This window comes from Maridesulfovibrio spiralis (SeqCode), from assembly GCF_048571135.1.
Taxonomy (GTDB): Bacteria; Desulfobacterota; Desulfovibrionia; order Desulfovibrionales; family Desulfovibrionaceae; genus Maridesulfovibrio; species Maridesulfovibrio spiralis.
Map to the genome: position 1 here is coordinate 2990100 of NZ_CP182344.1, position 16516 is coordinate 3006615.

The window sequence follows — 16516 nt, forward strand, 5'->3', positions numbered from 1 at the left end:
TACACGGTGGCGCAGCCTCAGCGGCAATCTGTTTCTTTACTTTCGTTACTGTTCTGGTTTCTGTTGCCGTGGTTTTTAATATTTGTTCTCCCCAATTTGTCTGATTAAAAGGAACTCCCCCTGTCGTTTTGCGGCGGGGGGAGTTTGTTTTTATAGCTTATGTGTGATTGGAGAACGTTCACATATCATTTTCAGCTTATGCTTAAGCATTAATGACCGCTTTTGCTTCTGCAAAAAACTGGTTTCTTTCGGCCTGCCTGTAAAAGCGATTATTCCGGTTTTGTTTTTTGAATTATGATCTTTTTTGTAGTGCTTAACAGCTACAAGTACTTGTTCGTGAGCCTTGCGCACATCCGAACCTTTGAGTTCTACATAGATAGCTCGCTTAGCAGTGGTTACCACATAGTCGCAGGCTGTTTTGTTTTTCATTTCGCAGCCGTCAAAGTTAATGACTGTGAATTTTGATTGGGACTTATTCTCAAGTTTGACTGATGCTTTTGATCCTGTTTTTCTATCTTCTAGAAGATGAATTTTTTTCTTGAGGTTTTCTTCGCATTCCTTAGGCATCGCCAGCCTCTTCTTCAAATTCAATATCAAGAATTTTGTTGAATTCGCTGCCTATGACGTCTGAGACATCATCAATGCTGTCTGCATCAATCAAGCCTGTTTCTTCATCAAATATTGATCTTACACTTCCGTCAGCTTCAACCATGCACGCGGCTACGTCTTCAGCATTCAGCCATTGGTCTTCCGGGATAATCTCACGGACTTTAGCTGCTTTTTCTTCGCTCTGTTTGCCCACAGTACCAGCGTAAATCAGGGTGTTGGTTGCAGTAAGGATGTAGGGGCTGTGTGTTGTGAGGGTTACCATACTAAGTTCGTTGTTGTGTATTTTTGCAATATATTTGATGAGTTGTTGTTGCGCTGCGGGGAAAATATGCGCTTCTGGCTCTTCTATATATTTATGTGTAGCTCTTTTGTCTGGGCTATTTAACGCAACGACTAAAGGTATGACAGCTTGTTGTCCAGAAGACGCATTCCCTAAACTTACAGCGTTACTATCATTGGCGACGATATATTTTTTATCTAGTTTGTATATTTTACCTTTTAGTACATCATTTAAAGGAGGGCATGAGAAGGAATCATTTTTTGTCAATTTATGAATATCTTGAGAATAAATTCTTCCAAATCTTTTTAGTAAGATGTCTATGTTGTCATTATCAACCCAAAATGAATTATCAGCTATAATGTTAACTAAAGATCTTGATGCCGGGATAAATATGTGTATTTTCCCCATTGACGTTGTGATTCCATGAATTAATTCTTTCTGGATATCCTCAATTATGTTTTGTTTTCTTTTGCCTAATATTTCATTTTCACTTTTGCCTGTCATCAATGCTTCTGTCTTTACAGATTCATCTAGGGCTTTTTCTATGAACTGTTTTGTTTCTATGATGGTCTGCTTTTCTGTTTTATGATTTCCATGTTTATGAAAACCTTCTGATGTTATGGTGTATTTAGCATCATCACGAGTTGTAAATGTTAATCCGAAATCATTGCTCAGAGTGTGTGTTTCAAAAATGTTGTTGAATAGATCAAGGATTTTCTTTTGTGTTAAGTGCGTGTCGGATTCAAATGTTTCTTCTAGATTTTGCGTGAGTAGGCTTTCTTCAAAAAAATACAACACCTTCGCAATCAAACTCTTCCCGGCAGCCTGCGGGCCGATTAGTATGTTGAACTTTTTGAAATCCAGTTCGGCGTGCTTTATATTGTAAAAATTCTCGATCAGTAATTTCATGTTTTCCTCGCAAAGTTATACACGTGAAGTTCTTCATTCTCCGGCAATTGTCAATATTACCGGATAATTTTTCACTAAACGGGCATTGTTGCGTTTTACTTTTTAGTCATCCGATAAACCCCATCCCAAACTTCGCCTTCGGGGACGGGCGGATTGATCTTGTGTTCTTCGGCGCGCTTGATGAAGACCTCGCAGGGGGTGTGCTTGGTGTCGTCGTAGCGTTCATATTTATTGGCTTCGGTGTAGATTTCGATAGCCTTGTCCCAGTTCTGGGCGACGTATTCTTCGCGGGCTTTGTTGAAGAGATCGAAGAGGATTTCTTCGCTCTCGGTCAGCTCGCCTTTCATGGCTACCAGCTCGTAGATGCGCACGGGTTCGTTTTTACCGACAACCTGAATGTTATCGATAAGTCTCGCTTCTACCAGATTAATTACCTTGCGGGTTTCTCCGTCTACTTCCACTTCCTGTTCCAGCGTGAAATGCGAAACAGCATTGAAGATACCGAACTGCTTTGCCCCTTCTTCCAGACGGGCGGCTAGGTTAACGGCATCACCCATCATGGTGTAGTTCATGCGCATGGATGAACCCATGTTGCCAACTACGATTTCACCGGAGTTTACACCGATTCTTGTACGCATGTTGTGCACGACCTTGGGCCATTTTTCGCCCTTGGCCCATTGCTCTTCGGGGAAGTTCTTGGTGTTGCGGTCCGGTTCATCCGGGAGCTGTACTTCCTTGGCCCATTTGTCGCGCAATTCGTTCCCGGCCCGTTGCATTTTTACTGCAACGCGGCAGGCGCGCAGGGCGTGGTCCGGCACATCCATTGGCGCGCCGAAAAAGGCGATGATTGCATCACCTTCATATTTATCGAGGGTTCCTTTTTCTTCAATGAGGATGTCGGTCATTACCGACAGGTATTCGTTGAGCAGCTCAACAAGCTGCGGCGCGGTCAGTTTTTCCGAGAAGGTGGAGAAACTCTGGATATCGGTGAAATAAGCGGTAATCTGCCTTGCTTCACCACCCAGCTCCGGCATCTCGCGGTTGCTGAACATCTCGTCGATAAGTTCCGGGGCGAGGTAGGATGAGAAGGTTGCTTGCAGGAATTTCTTCTGCCCTTCTTCGCGCCAGAATTTGATCAATGTGAGCAGGGTAAAGTTGAGGCCCAGTACGATGAGCGAATACATGGGTGTGAGGTAGGCGTCGTATTCCCTGAAAATATAAAGTGAACCGTAGACAATTGATGCACCCATGGCTGCAATAGGTATGATCATCCATAATGAGCGGGACCATGTAAGCAAAGCCATTGAAACTATACCGGCCACCAGCACCAGCAGCAGCTCAAGACCCGGAACCCAGTCCGGTTTGAGGATGAAATCTTTGGTCAGAATATTGTCAACGATGGTGGCGTGAACTTCCACGCCCGGATAGTCAGATGCAAAGGGTGTAACCCTGAGATCACGCAGGCCTGCGGCGGAGGTTCCCATGAAAATTACTTTACCTTTCAGTTCCTTCTCGCCGACTTTGCCGTTCAGGATATCCTTGGCACTGTAGTAGGGGAACTCGGCCATGCCGCCGCGGTAGCGGATCATCATCTGGCCCTTGGCATCCACCGGGATGGTTGTTTTGCCGAGCCTGATGGATTCTATGCCGATGGAGCTGGTTTTGACGAGGATGTTTTTGCGGCCCATAGCCTTCATGAGCGTGGCAAGGGCGAGGCTCGGATATTGCTTACCATTTAGGGAAATGATCAGCGGAACACGGCGGACCACACCGTCATAGTCGGTGATGGTGTTGTAGAATCCGCAAAGAGGAGAAGCCTTTGCCAGTACCGGGAGCGGACAGATTGCGTCCAGAGCATTAAGGGTCAGATCCTTGAGTTCCGGGGCTCCCTTGGCTCTGATCTGGGCGATGGAGACAGGTTTGGCAAAGCAGGGCTGCGCCTTGACTGAAGGATCTTTCTCCTCTTCCATAAAATCAAAATAAAATCCAAGTACATAGCGGCCCTGACGCAATACGTCAGCCAGAACCATATCATTATCCATCAAGCCTTGGGGAAGGCCCTTGAAATCAACGGTTACCCCCAATTCCTGACGCAGGCTGTTCTTAATGGTGGCCGGGGAGGTTCGGTCCGGTTCACCGATGAGAATATCAAGCCCGGTGGAAAGGGCTCCCGCCTGTTGGATCTTTGCCAGCAGCAGGGCCATACGATAGCGCGGCCAGGGCCACTGTCCGAGTTCCGCAAGGCTTTCATCGTCAATATCAACAATGACGGGGATGTTGGTTTTCTTGCCTGCCGGGCTGGAGCGCATATATTGGTCGTATATTTTATAGTCGACAAATTGCAGGATGGGCGGCTGGAAAATATAAAGGGCAGCAACCAGAAAGGAAACCGCCAAGCCCGTAATAATAAGGAAGAATGAGTCTGCCCCAGTGATCTTTTTAAGGATACCCAGCATTTTATTTCCTAAGATTTTAATTTTGAGTTATGATGTTAGTAAATATAACTAAATACTATTTATATATGTATGAATCATCTAGATTTTTCAATGAAATTTATATATATAAAGAGGATATAAAAAAGAAGTGTATTTATTAAGGAGATAAGTCCTTAATATTTTTATGTTTTGGAGGTTTGGTTGTTATGAAAATGAAGTCTTTGATTCTTGGACTGGTTGCATTGCTAATGTTGGGGAGCTTTAGCTTTGCCTATGCCCAGCCTGAGATGGCTCCCATGAACCCGGAGCAGGTTGACGGTGCTCCCTACCTTCGAAATATCCTGCAGGATCTTTTATCTACCCATGATCGTATCAAGTCCGCTGAAGCCCGCGTGGAATCAGCAGAACACCTTGTTTCGCAGAGCTGGTCCGGTTGGACTCCTTCTTTTGATGTCTCTGTTGAAGGTGGTCGTGAAGAAATCGATAAACCCGGCGGCGGTTCAACAAAAGGCCGTAACGAAGAGCGTCTTCAGGCAACTCAGATGCTGTACGACTTCGGTGGTGTAAACAGTAATATCGATAGCACCAAAGCATTGCTGAACGAATATAAGGCTGTGCTTGAGCAGACCAAACAGCAGCTCATGATTCAGGGTGTTGAAGCTTATCTGAATATTATCAGGGCCAGAGAAACCCTGAAATACGCTGTGCAGTCCGAAGAAAGCATGAAACGTCTTTCCGGTATGGAAGAAACCCTTGTTAAACGTGGTGCAGGTCTTTCCTACAAGGAATTGCAGATCAAGGCACAGCTCGCCGGGGCAACTTCATACAGGGTTACAGTTGAACGTTCGCTGCAGACTGCACGCAACCGTTTTAAAGCTGTATACGGCTTTCCGGTGACTGTTGAAGAAATTGAGAAAATGGTTCCCGTTTCCATGCCTGCCACCTACATGCCCGCATCCCTTGATGATGCGATCTCTCAGGCTCAGGCTCAGAACCCCATGCTTTTGCAGCTCAAGTTCACTCAGGAAAGATTGAACCATGATGTGGGTGTTCAGGAAGCATCCCTTTTCCCGAAGTTTGAATTCGTGCTGGAAGGCAAGAGAAGAGAGCAGGATCAGGGCGCAGACGGCGTTAGAACTGAGAATAAAGCTACTTTTCAAGTCAGCTATTCCGGTTTCAGCGGTCTTTACGAGTATCAGGGCATGCAGGCTGCAAAGGCCAATGTCCGCGAAGTCCGCAAGGCTACTCTTGATGTCCGCCGCGAGGTAGAAGAAAGAGTCCGTAATGCATGGCTGGAACTCATGACCTTGCGTAAGAATGCCGAGCTGTACAGAACTCAGGCTAATATCACTGCGGAATTTCTTGAACTGATCAAGAAAAAGAGGGCGACTGGCGAACAGGTCGAATTGCTCGATATCCTTGTCGGTGAAAGAGACTACTCTACAGCAACCAGTGCCAGTGTTACCGCTGATATTGATAACATTACTTATGCCTACAAACTTCTTTATGAAATGGGTCTGATGAATATTGACGTGTTCAAATAGATTCTAAACGTCAGCTGAAATTTTATTGAAAATTCCATGTGTGCATGCTCATGGAATTTTCTTTTTCCGGTTAATATAATTTTGCATAGGTACAGAGGACGAGATGTATGAGAGAATTGCTGAGAAGATTGTCACTACACCCTTTTTTGGCTTTTGAGATTTGTCTTGCCTCTTTATTTATCAATATTCTTTCCTTGGCCTCGCCTATTTTTGTAATTCAGGTCCTGAATCGCTACGTGGGTTATGGCTTTGACGGCACACTGATTACCCTGACTGTGGGGATGCTCATTGCCGGGGTGATGAACCATGCTTTTACTGTAGTCCGGGTTCAGCTTGCTTCGGCAATCAACGTTAGACCTGATAAAATGTTGGCCGATACCGTTCTCGGCTGCCTCTCCCGTGCTAAAATGAATACCTTGGGCCGCATCCCGGCGGCTCGAATTCATGAACTCATGGGCGGAATTCAGGTGGTTCAGGCAGGATACGATGCTTCGGTTGTCTGTTCTGTGCTGGATATGCCGTTTTTCATCCTTTTTGTGGGTGCGACTTTTTTTCTCAGTCCGGTGCTGGCCCTGATTACCATGGTGGCTATAGCCTGTACTCTTCTTGCGGGTTGGCTGAACATGAGGCGCGGCAAGCGTATGAATGATGTCATGCGTAACGAGTCTGTCGTCCACCGGGGAAATCTTGCCAATGCCATCAGTGGGGCAGATACTGTGCGGGCCTTTGGCGGGCGTTCTTTCCTGAACGGTATGTTTCAGACCCAGATGGACAAACTGCAGCAGATCAAGCGTGATATGGTCCAGAGCGGAACCCGTGGCCAGGCTGTGTTGCAGAGTCTTGCTATGTTGTTACGCGTGTCTGTTTATGCTGTCGGTGCGCGCGAGGTTGTGGCCGGGTCCATGACAACCGGTGGCTTGATCGGTGCTTCTATTCTTTCCGGTAAGGCTCTTGCTGTTTCCGCTTCCTTCATGAAGTCACGGGTTATGATCGCGCAGGCCGGGCAGATGATGCAGTCCCTGCAGGAGTTTGTGCGCCAGCCGCTTGAATCAGAGACCGGAACGGAGCTTAAAGGCTACCGGGGAGCACTTGAAATGAAAGACCTCGGTTTTGCTTATCCCGGCTCCACCGGACCGCTTTTTGAAGGTCTTGATGTTCGCATTGAGCCGGGTGACGTCGTGATTATCACCGGACATAACGGAGCCGGAAAGACTTCGCTTGTCCGCCTGCTGCTGGGGCTTATTGATCCCGGTCGCGGTCAGATTCTGGCTGGGGGGGTCGATATTCGTCAGCTTGCGGCTCCGTGGTGGCGCAGGCAGGTCATGTATCTTCCGCAGGAACCGACATTTTTAAATGCCACCATCAGGGAAAATATATGTCTCAATAATCCTGAGATGGATGATGAGCGGCTGCAAAGGGTTGTGGAAATTGCCGGGCTTAAGAAATATCTCGATACTAGCGCGGAAGGTTTGGATGCACAGGTGAAGAATGGAGGGGCCGAGCTTGCGGTCGGTATCCGCCGTCGGTTGGCTCTTGCCCGTGCGCTCTCTGTGCAGGGGGCGGTAGCTGTTCTTGACGAGCCTGCCGAGGGGTTTGATATTGAAGGGTTGCGGGCGATGGATATGATTATCCAGAGTATGGTCAAAGCCAAGAAGACCATGATCATAGTTTCGCAGGATATGCGCCTTATGCAGCGGGCCGACATAATTATTGACCTCAGCCAGAAGCCTAAGCCGCAGGTACTTTTCCCTAAAAAAGATATGCAGGCCGGTGAAACAGAATCTTCCAAGGACGGAGTTGCCCAGTGAGCAATATGAATTCCGAATCTTCCGGTCAGGTTAAAGCCGCCAGCCATTTTTTTCTTTTTTTGTGCATTGCCATGTGTTTGTGCTTTTTTGGCTGGGCTTGTTTTTTTCAGCTGGATATTGTCAGTCAGGCCGAAGGTGAAGTCATACCCAGTTCAAGGGTTAAGCCCGTGCAGCATCTTGAGGGCGGCATCATAAGAAAGATCAATGTTCGTGAAGGTGAGAATGTTACCAAAGGACAGGAATTGGTCGTTCTTGAAGCAACCGCCAGTGATTCCAATGTTGAAGAACTTGAAGTCAGGGTTACTTCGCTGAGGGTCAATATCGCCCGTCTTGAGGCTGAAGATAAGGAACTTGTTGCCCCGGAATATCCCAGAGATATTTATGAAAAATTTCCATCCCTGATAGAAAGATCACTGAAGCTGTTCCAGACCCGCAGGGCCCGTCTTGAGAGCGATCTTCTTTCCGAGCGGGAGAAGATCAAACAGCGGGAGCAGGATATCAAACAGATTACATCCCGGCAGCGAAATTCACTTAACAGCTTGAAGCTTCTGCGGGAGCAGATCAAGATCAGTGCCGGACTGCTGGAAGACGGCTTGACCTCGCGCTACAAGCACCTTGGTTTTCTCAAAGAAGAATCGAAGCTCAAGAGTGCTATTGAAGAAGATTCCGCCAAGCTTGGTAAGGCCCGCTCTGCACTGGCTCAGGCCAAGGCAGATATCGGTGAGATAAAGAATTCGCATCTGGCCTCTGTGCGAGAGGAATTACAGGAAGACCGCAGGGAATTTGATGAGCTTTCCCAGCGTCAGCGGAAGTTTGCGGATAACCTGAACCGGACCATCATTCGTTCTCCCGTAGATGGTGTCATCAAAACCTTTTACGTGGTCAGTATCGGTGAGGTCGTAAGGCCCGGTGTAACGATCATGGATATTGTTCCGGCCGGGGACAAACTGGTCATCGAAGCCCGTCTGCCGATCAGTGATATCGGATATGTAAAGGATGGACAGAAAGCCGTGGTAAAGCTGGCCTCCGGGGATGCCGCACGTTTCGGTAACATTGACGGTCATGTGGTTAATATCAGCCCGGATGCCGATTCCACTGACCGGGGAGTGACCTACTACCGGGTGCGCATTGAAACCGATAATGACTATTTTGAGCACGAAGGGAATTACTACAAGCTTTTCCCCGGTATCCGCGTGATAGCCGGGATTCATATCGGAACCCGTTCAGTCATGGAGTATATCCTTGAACCGTTTATGGGCTCCTTGTCATATGCAATGAGGGAACGATGAGCAGCAAAGCAGCTTCCGTAAAGACGGAGAAACAAGAACCGAACTGGATTGATACTGTACCGCCTAAGGTGAAGGAAGTTTTTCTTGCAGCTATTAAGGCCCATTCGGCGAAAAAATATAATGAGGCGATTAACCATTATACCATGGCTTTAAGCCTTTTACCTGATGATCCGGTTCTGCTGACCAACCTTGGAGTGGCTTTACGGGCGCAGGATAGATTCAAAGCTTCGGAAGCCTGCTACCGCCGGGCCATCGCGGTTAAGCCGGACAGTCCCGGTGCATACAGCAATCTGGGCAATGTTCTGCGCAGGTTGGGGCGGCTTAAAGAAGCTGTTGTCTGCCATCGCCGGGCTATTGAGTTGGACCGGAAATTTATTGATGCCTACTACAATCTCGGGCTTGTTTTGCAGGATATGGGTAAGCTGGATGAAGCTATTCGCCTGTTTAACCACTGTTTGAAGTTTAAGCCCGGTGATGACCGCATCAACTGGGACAAGTCACTCGCGCAGCTTGCCAAGGGAGATTTTGTGAATGGCTTTGAGCTGTACGAATATCGTTGGAAACGCGAGGAAATCACTGCCCGCCATTTCCGCCAGCCGCTGTGGGATGGCTCTTCCCTGAAAGATAAGACTATTTTTGTTTATTCCGAGCAGGGCTTCGGGGATACTTTGAACTTCTGTCGTTATCTACCCCTTGTGGCCGAGAGAGGAGGAAAGGTTGTTTTTGAATGTCAGCCGGAGTTGCTTTCCCTGCTGGAAGGCATGGACGGGGTTCACAAAGTTATTGCCGGAGGCGATAGGATTCCTGATTTTGATGTGCAGATTCCGCTGATCAGCCTACCGCGTATTTTTCAGCACGATATTGACAGTATTCCCCGTCAATGTCCTTACATTAAGCCGCCCGGCGATGCCGGGTTCCCGGTGCATGTACCGCAGGGCACTAAATTCAAGGTCGGTATTGTCTGGGCCGGAAAACCTACTCACAAGAATGATCATAATCGCTCGGTAAGTATTGAAAATTTTCTGCCTTTAGCCAGTATCCCGGGGGTGACTCTTTATTCCTTGCAAAAAGGTCCTGAAACAGCACAGCGTGAAGAGTCCGGCTGTGGTTTTCTGATTCGCGAGCTTGGCAGCGGTTGTGAAGATTTTGCTGATACCGCGAAAATAATGGCTCAGCTCGATTTGATTATTACTGTGGATACATCGGTTGCACATCTGGCTGGTGCGTTGAATCTTCCTGTTTGGGTTGCTATTCCTTACAATCCTGATTGGCGCTGGATGCGCAAGCGCAAGGATTCTCCATGGTATCCGAGCATGACTCTCTTTCGTCAGAAAAATCCGGGAGATTGGACTCCGGTCTTTAATAAAATATTAAGTGAACTCAAAAGGAAAATAAACAGTTAACTATATGGCAATCTGGTGCTTTTTTTGCGCGGGGGCTAGACTGTAATGCATTGGTACTGTAACTGAGTAAGTGATTTTAAAACCCGAGTAAGATTTTAAAGTGAATTTAGGGGAAAGCCAATAATGACGGGGAACAGAATTCTGCTTGAATCCGGCACCAATGAGGTTGAACTTCTGGAACTCTATCTTGATGAAGGAGAGGGGGATACTTATAAGCGTTGGTCTTTCGGGCTGAATGTCGCGAAAGTAAAAAAGATTGTCCGTGAGACTGACCTGAAAAATTTTTCCGGGCGTAGGCAGAAAGGTTTAAGTTCTCAGGCAACAGCCGGGATAGATCCGCAGAATCCGCTGGTGATGGGCATGTTTGAGTTTATGGGATCTGTCATTCCACTTATCGACCTCAGCGGCTGGCTGCGCATGGAACCTGTCTCCAAAGACCGCCGTATGGTATTGGTCACAGAGTTTAATGAAGTTGTCAGCGCTTTTCTTGTTTCCGGGGTCAACCGCATTCACCGGGTCAGTTGGCAGGACCTTGAATCTCTGCAGGGAAATATGGCTAAATATGCTGAGGGGACCATTATCGGTACTGTAAAGTTGACCAACCCTGACCGCATCCTGCAGGTTCTTGACCTTGAGCAGGCAATGGAAGATTTGAATCCCGCGCGGGATAAAGCCGCTATAGAGGAAGTGGAAGAGTCAGTCGATTGTGTTTATCAGGCTCTTTGTGCCGATGATTCCCGGTCCATGCGTAATCTGGTTAAAATGTCGCTGGAGCGGGGCGGGTTTGAAGTAGATGCGTATCATAACGGCATTGAAATATGGAAAGCCCTCGAAGAAATTTCGCAGAAAGTGGCCAAGACCGGTATTCACGTTTCTGAATTTATTCAGCTGGTTGTTTCGGACATTGAAATGCCGGGAATGGACGGTCATGCCCTGACCAAGAGCATTAAAGAAGACCCCAACCTGCGCGACCTGACTGTCTATCTTTTCTCTTCACTGATCACAGATGAACTGCTGCACAAAGGTGAGGCCGTAGGAGCCAACCGCCAGTACTCCAAACCCCAGATCGCCACACTGGTAAAGCAGGCCAGAGAGGATTTGAACGACCTTTACAAGTGCGGCTCCTAAAGCTGTTCTTCGCCGCTGGCGATAAGTTCCAGTGCGGCTTCGTCGATAATTTCGACTGTTTTACGCTCAACCTTGATAAGCCCTTGCTCGCTCATTTTTTTGAATACGCGGGACAGGGTCTCCTGTATGGTTCCCAGATATGAAGCGATAATCCCTTTGGGCAGGTCCAGTTCCAACTTGGTGGAATTCTGGGTTGATTTAAGCAGGAGCAGGTAGCTGGCAAGTCTTGCCGGTACTTCGCTCAGGCTGAGAGCTGCAACCTGATTCACCAACTGGCGCAGTCTGCCGGAAAGCAGGGCCAGCATGGACATGGCGAGGTCCGGGTCTTCGCGGATTACTTTTTCAAAACGGTCACGCGGAAAATAGAGCAGGGTGGATTTATTTAAAGTTACTGCGCTTGCGGGGTAGTTCGTTCCTTGAAAGACAGGGACTTCCCCGAAAATTTCTCCGGGTCCGAAAATGTGGATAATCTGCTCTTTGCCGGCAAGTGATTCCCGGTAAATTTTTACCTTGCCTGCTACAATGCTGTAGAATCCTGTGGCGTTACTTCCGGCGGTAAAAATCTGCTCACCTTTCTTCAGTTCACGTGGAACGATGATTTGTTCTATTTTTTCCTGCTGCTCGCTGCTCAGTCCTGCAAAAAGGCTTATCTTGTCTAGATTATGTGTCTTTTTCATTACAATATTCTTTTATAATTAATGATGAGCGGTAAATGACTTAAGTCAGGGTTTGAGTCAAATTAATGTTCTATGCTTAACTAACTGATTAAACGAAGAAAGGGAATATCATGGATAAAATATCAATTATTAATGTCTGTCGCGGTTCCGGGACTGACGGATGCCGTTTTGCCTTGTTTGTGGATGATGACTTTGCCGGCCTTATTGAAGAAACCATCAACGCCAGCGGTTGGCCTGAATTTTTGCACGGGCGTTTCGGGGAACAAATCAACCGTCACAAAATGGTTTCTGTCAGTGCTGCTGCCTGTCCCAATGGATGTTCACGTCCGCATATTGCGGATATCGGGTTAATCCGGGCCTGTGTTCCGGTAATTGATCATGACGGCTGTATCGGCTGTGAAGAGTGTGTTCGAGCCTGTCCAGATGAAGCCATGAAGATTGTTGATGGAAAAGTGGTTATAACCCGTGAAAAATGTTTAGTTTGTGGTTATTGTACTAATGTCTGCCCAACTGAAGTTATTTCCTGCTCGCGCAGTGGATGGCGTTTTCTGGTGGGCGGAAGACTGGGACGTCATCCCCGTCTCGCATCGGAACTTCCCGGTGTTTATACGAGTGAAGAAGTGCTGGACCTCATTTCCAGATGTATGAAGATATGGATGGAAAATTATGTGGACGGAAAGAGGTTCGGTTGGGTTATGGAACGTGTCGGTCATGATAAGCTCCTGCTTGAATAGAATCTGAAATTTAACCCGGGAAGGTAAGGTGGCGGGCCTCATTTTTGTCTCCCTTTCATTTATTTTGCTGGCAGCCCATGCGCTGCGCGGCGGCGACAACGGTTTGTGTGTTTTTCTGCTCGGTTCGGCAGCTTTGTCATTAAGCCGCGAACGCTGGGCGGGAAATGTCTGCGGGGTGTTGCTCGGCTGCGGGGCTTTGATCTGGCTGGACAATGGTACAGCCCTGATCAGCCTGCGCATCTTTACCGGAGGAGATTGGGTCAGGCTGGCTGTGATTATGGGGGGGCTTTTTGCTCTTACAATTTTTTCGGCGGCCTATTGCTTTTCTCCGTCCGGCAGGGAGCGATACAACCGCAATGATGAACAGGGGATTTTCAGGGCTTCAATTTTTCTGCTCAGCGTATTGCTGCTTGAGATAACCCGGACCAAGGTTTCCTTTCCCATATTTCTCGTCGACCGCTTTTTCCCCGGTTGGGGCAGGGCGGAGATCTTCCTGCTGGCTTTCTATGGTTCGTGGATCGGCAGTAAAATGTTTAGCCCTGAAGGGGCCAGAATAATACGGCCCCGGATATGGGCTTTTTTCTCAGTGGTCTTTTTCGGACAATTGGCACTGGGGTTGGCCGGGCTTGATCTTTTTCTCATGACTGGAAGTCTGCACCTGCCCATACCGGCACTAATTGCAGCCGGACCTGTTTATCGCGGTTCCGGTTTCTTCATGCCTATTCTTTTTACCGTTTCGGTTTTGCTGGTCGGTGCGGCATGGTGCAGTTATCTCTGTTACATCGGGGCCTGGGATGACTATTTCAGCCGTAAAGGGAGCAAAAAGCCTGCAAAGGATTTTAATCCCCGGCTGGTCTGGGTACGGCTTTTGTTACTGATTCTTGTTGTCGGGATCGCTTGGAGAATGCGTGTGAGCGGTATTTCTCCGGTTGTTGCGGTATGGGCTGCTTCTCAACTCGGCTTGATCAGTGTTTTGGTTATGCTGGTTTTCTCCCGCGAAATGGGCATGATGGTCCATTGCAGCACATTTTGTCCGATGGGGATTGTTTCAAATCTGCTGGGCAAGTTGTCTCCGTGGCGGTTGAAGATTGCAAGCAGCTGTTGCAAATGCATGAAGTGCACTAAGGTCTGCCGTTATGGTGCACTCAACCGTAAAGACATCGAAGCCGGGCGTCCCGGAATATCCTGCACCCTGTGCGGGGATTGTATTTCCAGCTGTAAAGGTGGCAGCCTCGGTTATAAATTCCCGTTTCTTTCATCCGAAATTTCCAGAAAAGTATTTTTGACCGCAGTTATTTCTTTGCATGACTTGTTTTTAGGGGTCGCGAGAATTTAGCGTATTCTAACTGCTGGATTTTTCTTTACAATCTCTTAGTAATAGTTATTATTAAGCAAGTGTTAAGAAGATTGAGAAAAATAGTTTCAGGCACTTTTGTGCTGTGTCAGTGTTATACCGTTGCAAAGTGCGTGAAGCTGAATAAGGAGAATACTATGACTCGTACTGTTGTTGTCGACGTTGATGAATGTGTTGGCTGTGAAGCGTGTGTTGAAGAGTGCCCCGATGTTTTCACCATGGGGCCCGGAGATCTTGCTCAGGTACATAATCCGGAAGGAGCAGACGAAGAGTGCATTGAGTCGGCTATTGATATTTGTCCGACCAATTGTATTCACTGGGAAGAATAAAATTTAGAAAAATTGTCATCTTTGACCTGAATCAAATACTTTTGCAGCTCCTTTTCCTAGTTTGGACTCAACGAATGAGAGATCAATCCTGAAGGCGGGGCGGATAGACCGCCTTCAGTTTAAATTTGGAAAAATTAAACGGGAAGGGAGAAAAAATTATGGGTTTTGACCTGAATCAAGTTCTTAAAAAAGTTGTTTCCATATTCGGTAATGAAGAAGCTGAAAACCAATTACCTTCAAAGGAGTTGAAAATGTTTTGTAACCAGTGTGAACAGACTGCAAAGGGACAGGGCTGCACCGTTAAAGGTGTCTGTGGAAAAACCAACGAAGTTTCCGCCATTCAGGATCTTCTTGTGCAGGTTCTGGTTGAGCTTGGAACCGTAGCTACCGCTGCCCGCAAGGAGGGCGTTGAAGTTTCTAACGAGATCAACCGCCTGACCGCTGAAGGTGTTTTTTCCACCCTGACCAACGTCAACTTTGATGACGAAAGATTCGTTCCGGTAATCAAGAACGTTGCAGCTGCACGCGATGATCTGGCCTCCAAGGTTAAAGCTGACTGTGGTCCTGTAACAGTTGTTGCTGCTACTGCCGCTGAACTCAGCAAGCAGGGCGAAGCATTCCCCGTAACTTCCTTTGATGAAAATGAAGATCTGCGCTCCCTTAAGCAGATTCTTGTATACGGCCTTAAGGGTGTATCCGCCTACGTTGACCATGCCGCTATCCTCGGTCAGGAAGACGATGAGCTTTACGCCCAGATCCATGACTGTCTCGCCGCTGTTCCCCAGCAGCTCGGCATGGAAGAGCTGGTCGGCCTCGCCATGAAGTGCGGTGAAATGAACCTTAAAGCAATGGAACTGCTTGATGCAGGTAACACAGGCGCTTACGGCCATCCCGTACCTACTGAAGTACCTCTCGGTGCTAAGGCTGGCAAGGCCATCCTCGTTTCCGGTCACGATCTTAAAGACCTCCGCCAGCTTCTTGAGCAGACCGAAGGAACCGGAATCAATATTTATACCCATGGTGAAATGCTGCCCTGCCACGGTTACCCCGAGCTGAAGAAGTTCGATCACTTTTACGGCCACTACGGAACCGCATGGCAGAATCAGGCCAAGGAATTTGCAGCATTCCCCGGTGCTATCCTCATGACTACCAACTGCATCCAGAAGCCTGTTGAAAGCTACAAGGGCAATATCTACACCACCGGCCTCGTCGGCTGGCCCGGAGTTACCCATGTTGCCAACGGTGACTTCTCCGCAGTTATCGAAAAAGCAAAAGAACTGCCCGGTTTCGAAGCTGATACCGACAACGGCAAAGTTCTTTGCGGTTTCGCACGCAACACCGTTCTCGGCGTGGCAGACAAGGTTATCGAAGGCGTGAAAGCTGGTGCCATCAAGCATTTCTTCCTCGTCGGCGGTTGCGACGGTGCCAAGCCCGGCCGTAACTACTACACCGATTTCGTAGAGCAGGCTCCCAAGGATACCATCATCCTGACCCTCGCTTGCGGTAAGTTCCGTTTCTTTGACAAGCAGCTCGGCGACATCGGCGGCATTCCCCGTCTGCTGGATATCGGGCAGTGCAACGACGCTTATTCCGCAATCCAGATCGCAGTAGCTCTTGCTGATGCATTTGAATGCGGCGTCAACGACCTGCCCCTGTCCATGATCCTGTCCTGGTACGAGCAGAAAGCAGTATCCATCCTGCTGACCCTGCTGCACCTCGGCATCAAGGACATCCGCCTCGGGCCTTCTCTGCCTGCATTCGTAACCCCCAACGTGCTGAACTTCCTCGTTGAAAATTTCAACATTATGCCTATCAGCACACCTGAAGAAGACCTCAAGGCAATTCTCGGTTAGAGAATGCCTCCGGCGGCTGGGGAGGGGAAACTCTTGCAAGAGTTTCCCCTCCCCAGACCCCACCCCTTCAGAACCTTTTAACAAGCTGTCGCTCTTTGTCCCGGAAGATTTTATTTAACTTCTCAATTTATTTTTACCCGGTAGACCGCCAGTAAATGATTTTA

General features: G+C 48.0%; 13 protein-coding genes. 9 read left to right on the forward strand and 4 right to left on the reverse strand.

Annotation, left to right across the window (positions count from 1 at the left end):
- Window positions 1-150: 150 nt before the first annotated feature.
- The 3 genes from ACNI29_RS13390 to ACNI29_RS13400 all read right to left on the reverse strand — a co-directional run bounded on the left by ACNI29_RS13390 (window position 151) and on the right by ACNI29_RS13400 (window position 4254).
- On the reverse strand, window positions 151-567 hold the full coding sequence (locus ACNI29_RS13390; protein WP_419778871.1) for a hypothetical protein: 417 nt from the start codon (window positions 565-567) through the stop codon (window positions 151-153).
- On the reverse strand, window positions 560-1798 hold the full coding sequence (locus ACNI29_RS13395; protein WP_419778872.1) for an AAA family ATPase: 1239 nt from the start codon (window positions 1796-1798) through the stop codon (window positions 560-562). The genes ACNI29_RS13390 and ACNI29_RS13395 overlap by 8 nt, the downstream gene beginning before the upstream one ends.
- 95 nt (window positions 1799-1893) lie before the next feature.
- Window positions 1894-4254, reverse strand: a complete 2361-nt coding sequence (locus ACNI29_RS13400; RefSeq protein WP_419778873.1) for a CHASE2 domain-containing protein — start codon at window positions 4252-4254, stop codon at window positions 1894-1896.
- 185 nt (window positions 4255-4439) lie between these two features.
- Between ACNI29_RS13400 and ACNI29_RS13405 the strand changes: the two genes are divergently transcribed.
- From ACNI29_RS13405 to ACNI29_RS13425, 5 genes are all read left to right on the forward strand, one after another.
- On the forward strand, window positions 4440-5777 hold the full coding sequence (locus ACNI29_RS13405) for a TolC family protein (protein WP_419778874.1): 1338 nt from the start codon (window positions 4440-4442) through the stop codon (window positions 5775-5777).
- Window positions 5778-5884: 107 nt separating this feature from the next.
- Window positions 5885-7585, forward strand: a complete 1701-nt coding sequence (locus ACNI29_RS13410) for an ATP-binding cassette domain-containing protein (protein WP_419778875.1) — start codon at window positions 5885-5887, stop codon at window positions 7583-7585.
- Window positions 7586-7590: 5 nt separating this feature from the next.
- Entirely contained in the window at window positions 7591-8874 is a 1284-nt protein-coding gene (locus ACNI29_RS13415; RefSeq protein ID WP_419782110.1) for an HlyD family type I secretion periplasmic adaptor subunit, read from the forward strand.
- The gene (locus tag ACNI29_RS13420; RefSeq protein ID WP_419778876.1) at window positions 8871-10277 is read left to right on the forward strand and encodes a tetratricopeptide repeat protein; all 1407 of its coding nucleotides are present in this window, start codon (window positions 8871-8873) and stop codon (window positions 10275-10277) included. Before ACNI29_RS13415 ends, ACNI29_RS13420 begins: the two co-directional genes overlap by 4 nt.
- A gap of 123 nt (window positions 10278-10400) precedes the next feature.
- Window positions 10401-11405: a chemotaxis protein gene (locus ACNI29_RS13425; protein ID WP_419778877.1), complete on the forward strand. Its 1005-nt coding sequence runs from the start codon at window positions 10401-10403 to the stop codon at window positions 11403-11405.
- Here the strand turns inward: ACNI29_RS13425 and ACNI29_RS13430 are convergent.
- Window positions 11402-12082 carry a Crp/Fnr family transcriptional regulator gene (locus ACNI29_RS13430; RefSeq protein WP_419778878.1) on the reverse strand — a complete coding sequence of 227 codons (681 nt, stop codon included), beginning with the start codon at window positions 12080-12082 and terminating at the stop codon, window positions 11402-11404. The two genes, ACNI29_RS13425 and ACNI29_RS13430, sit on opposite strands and share 4 nt — an antisense overlap.
- 110 nt (window positions 12083-12192) lie before the next feature.
- On the opposite strand from ACNI29_RS13430, the gene ACNI29_RS13435 reads away from it, so the two are divergent.
- The 4 genes from ACNI29_RS13435 to hcp all read left to right on the forward strand — a co-directional run bounded on the left by ACNI29_RS13435 (window position 12193) and on the right by hcp (window position 16352).
- Complete coding sequence (locus ACNI29_RS13435) at window positions 12193-12816, forward strand: 4Fe-4S binding protein (protein WP_419778879.1); 624 nt, start codon at window positions 12193-12195, stop codon at window positions 12814-12816.
- Between the two features lie 28 nt (window positions 12817-12844).
- Complete coding sequence (locus tag ACNI29_RS13440) at window positions 12845-14152, forward strand: 4Fe-4S binding protein (protein WP_419778880.1); 1308 nt, start codon at window positions 12845-12847, stop codon at window positions 14150-14152.
- A gap of 155 nt (window positions 14153-14307) precedes the next feature.
- Window positions 14308-14499, forward strand: coding sequence for a ferredoxin (locus ACNI29_RS13445; RefSeq protein WP_419778881.1), 192 nt, complete (start codon window positions 14308-14310; stop codon window positions 14497-14499).
- 251 nt (window positions 14500-14750) lie between these two features.
- Entirely contained in the window at window positions 14751-16352 is a 1602-nt protein-coding gene (gene hcp / locus ACNI29_RS13450; protein ID WP_419782111.1) for a hydroxylamine reductase, read from the forward strand.
- Window positions 16353-16516 lie beyond the last annotated feature (164 nt).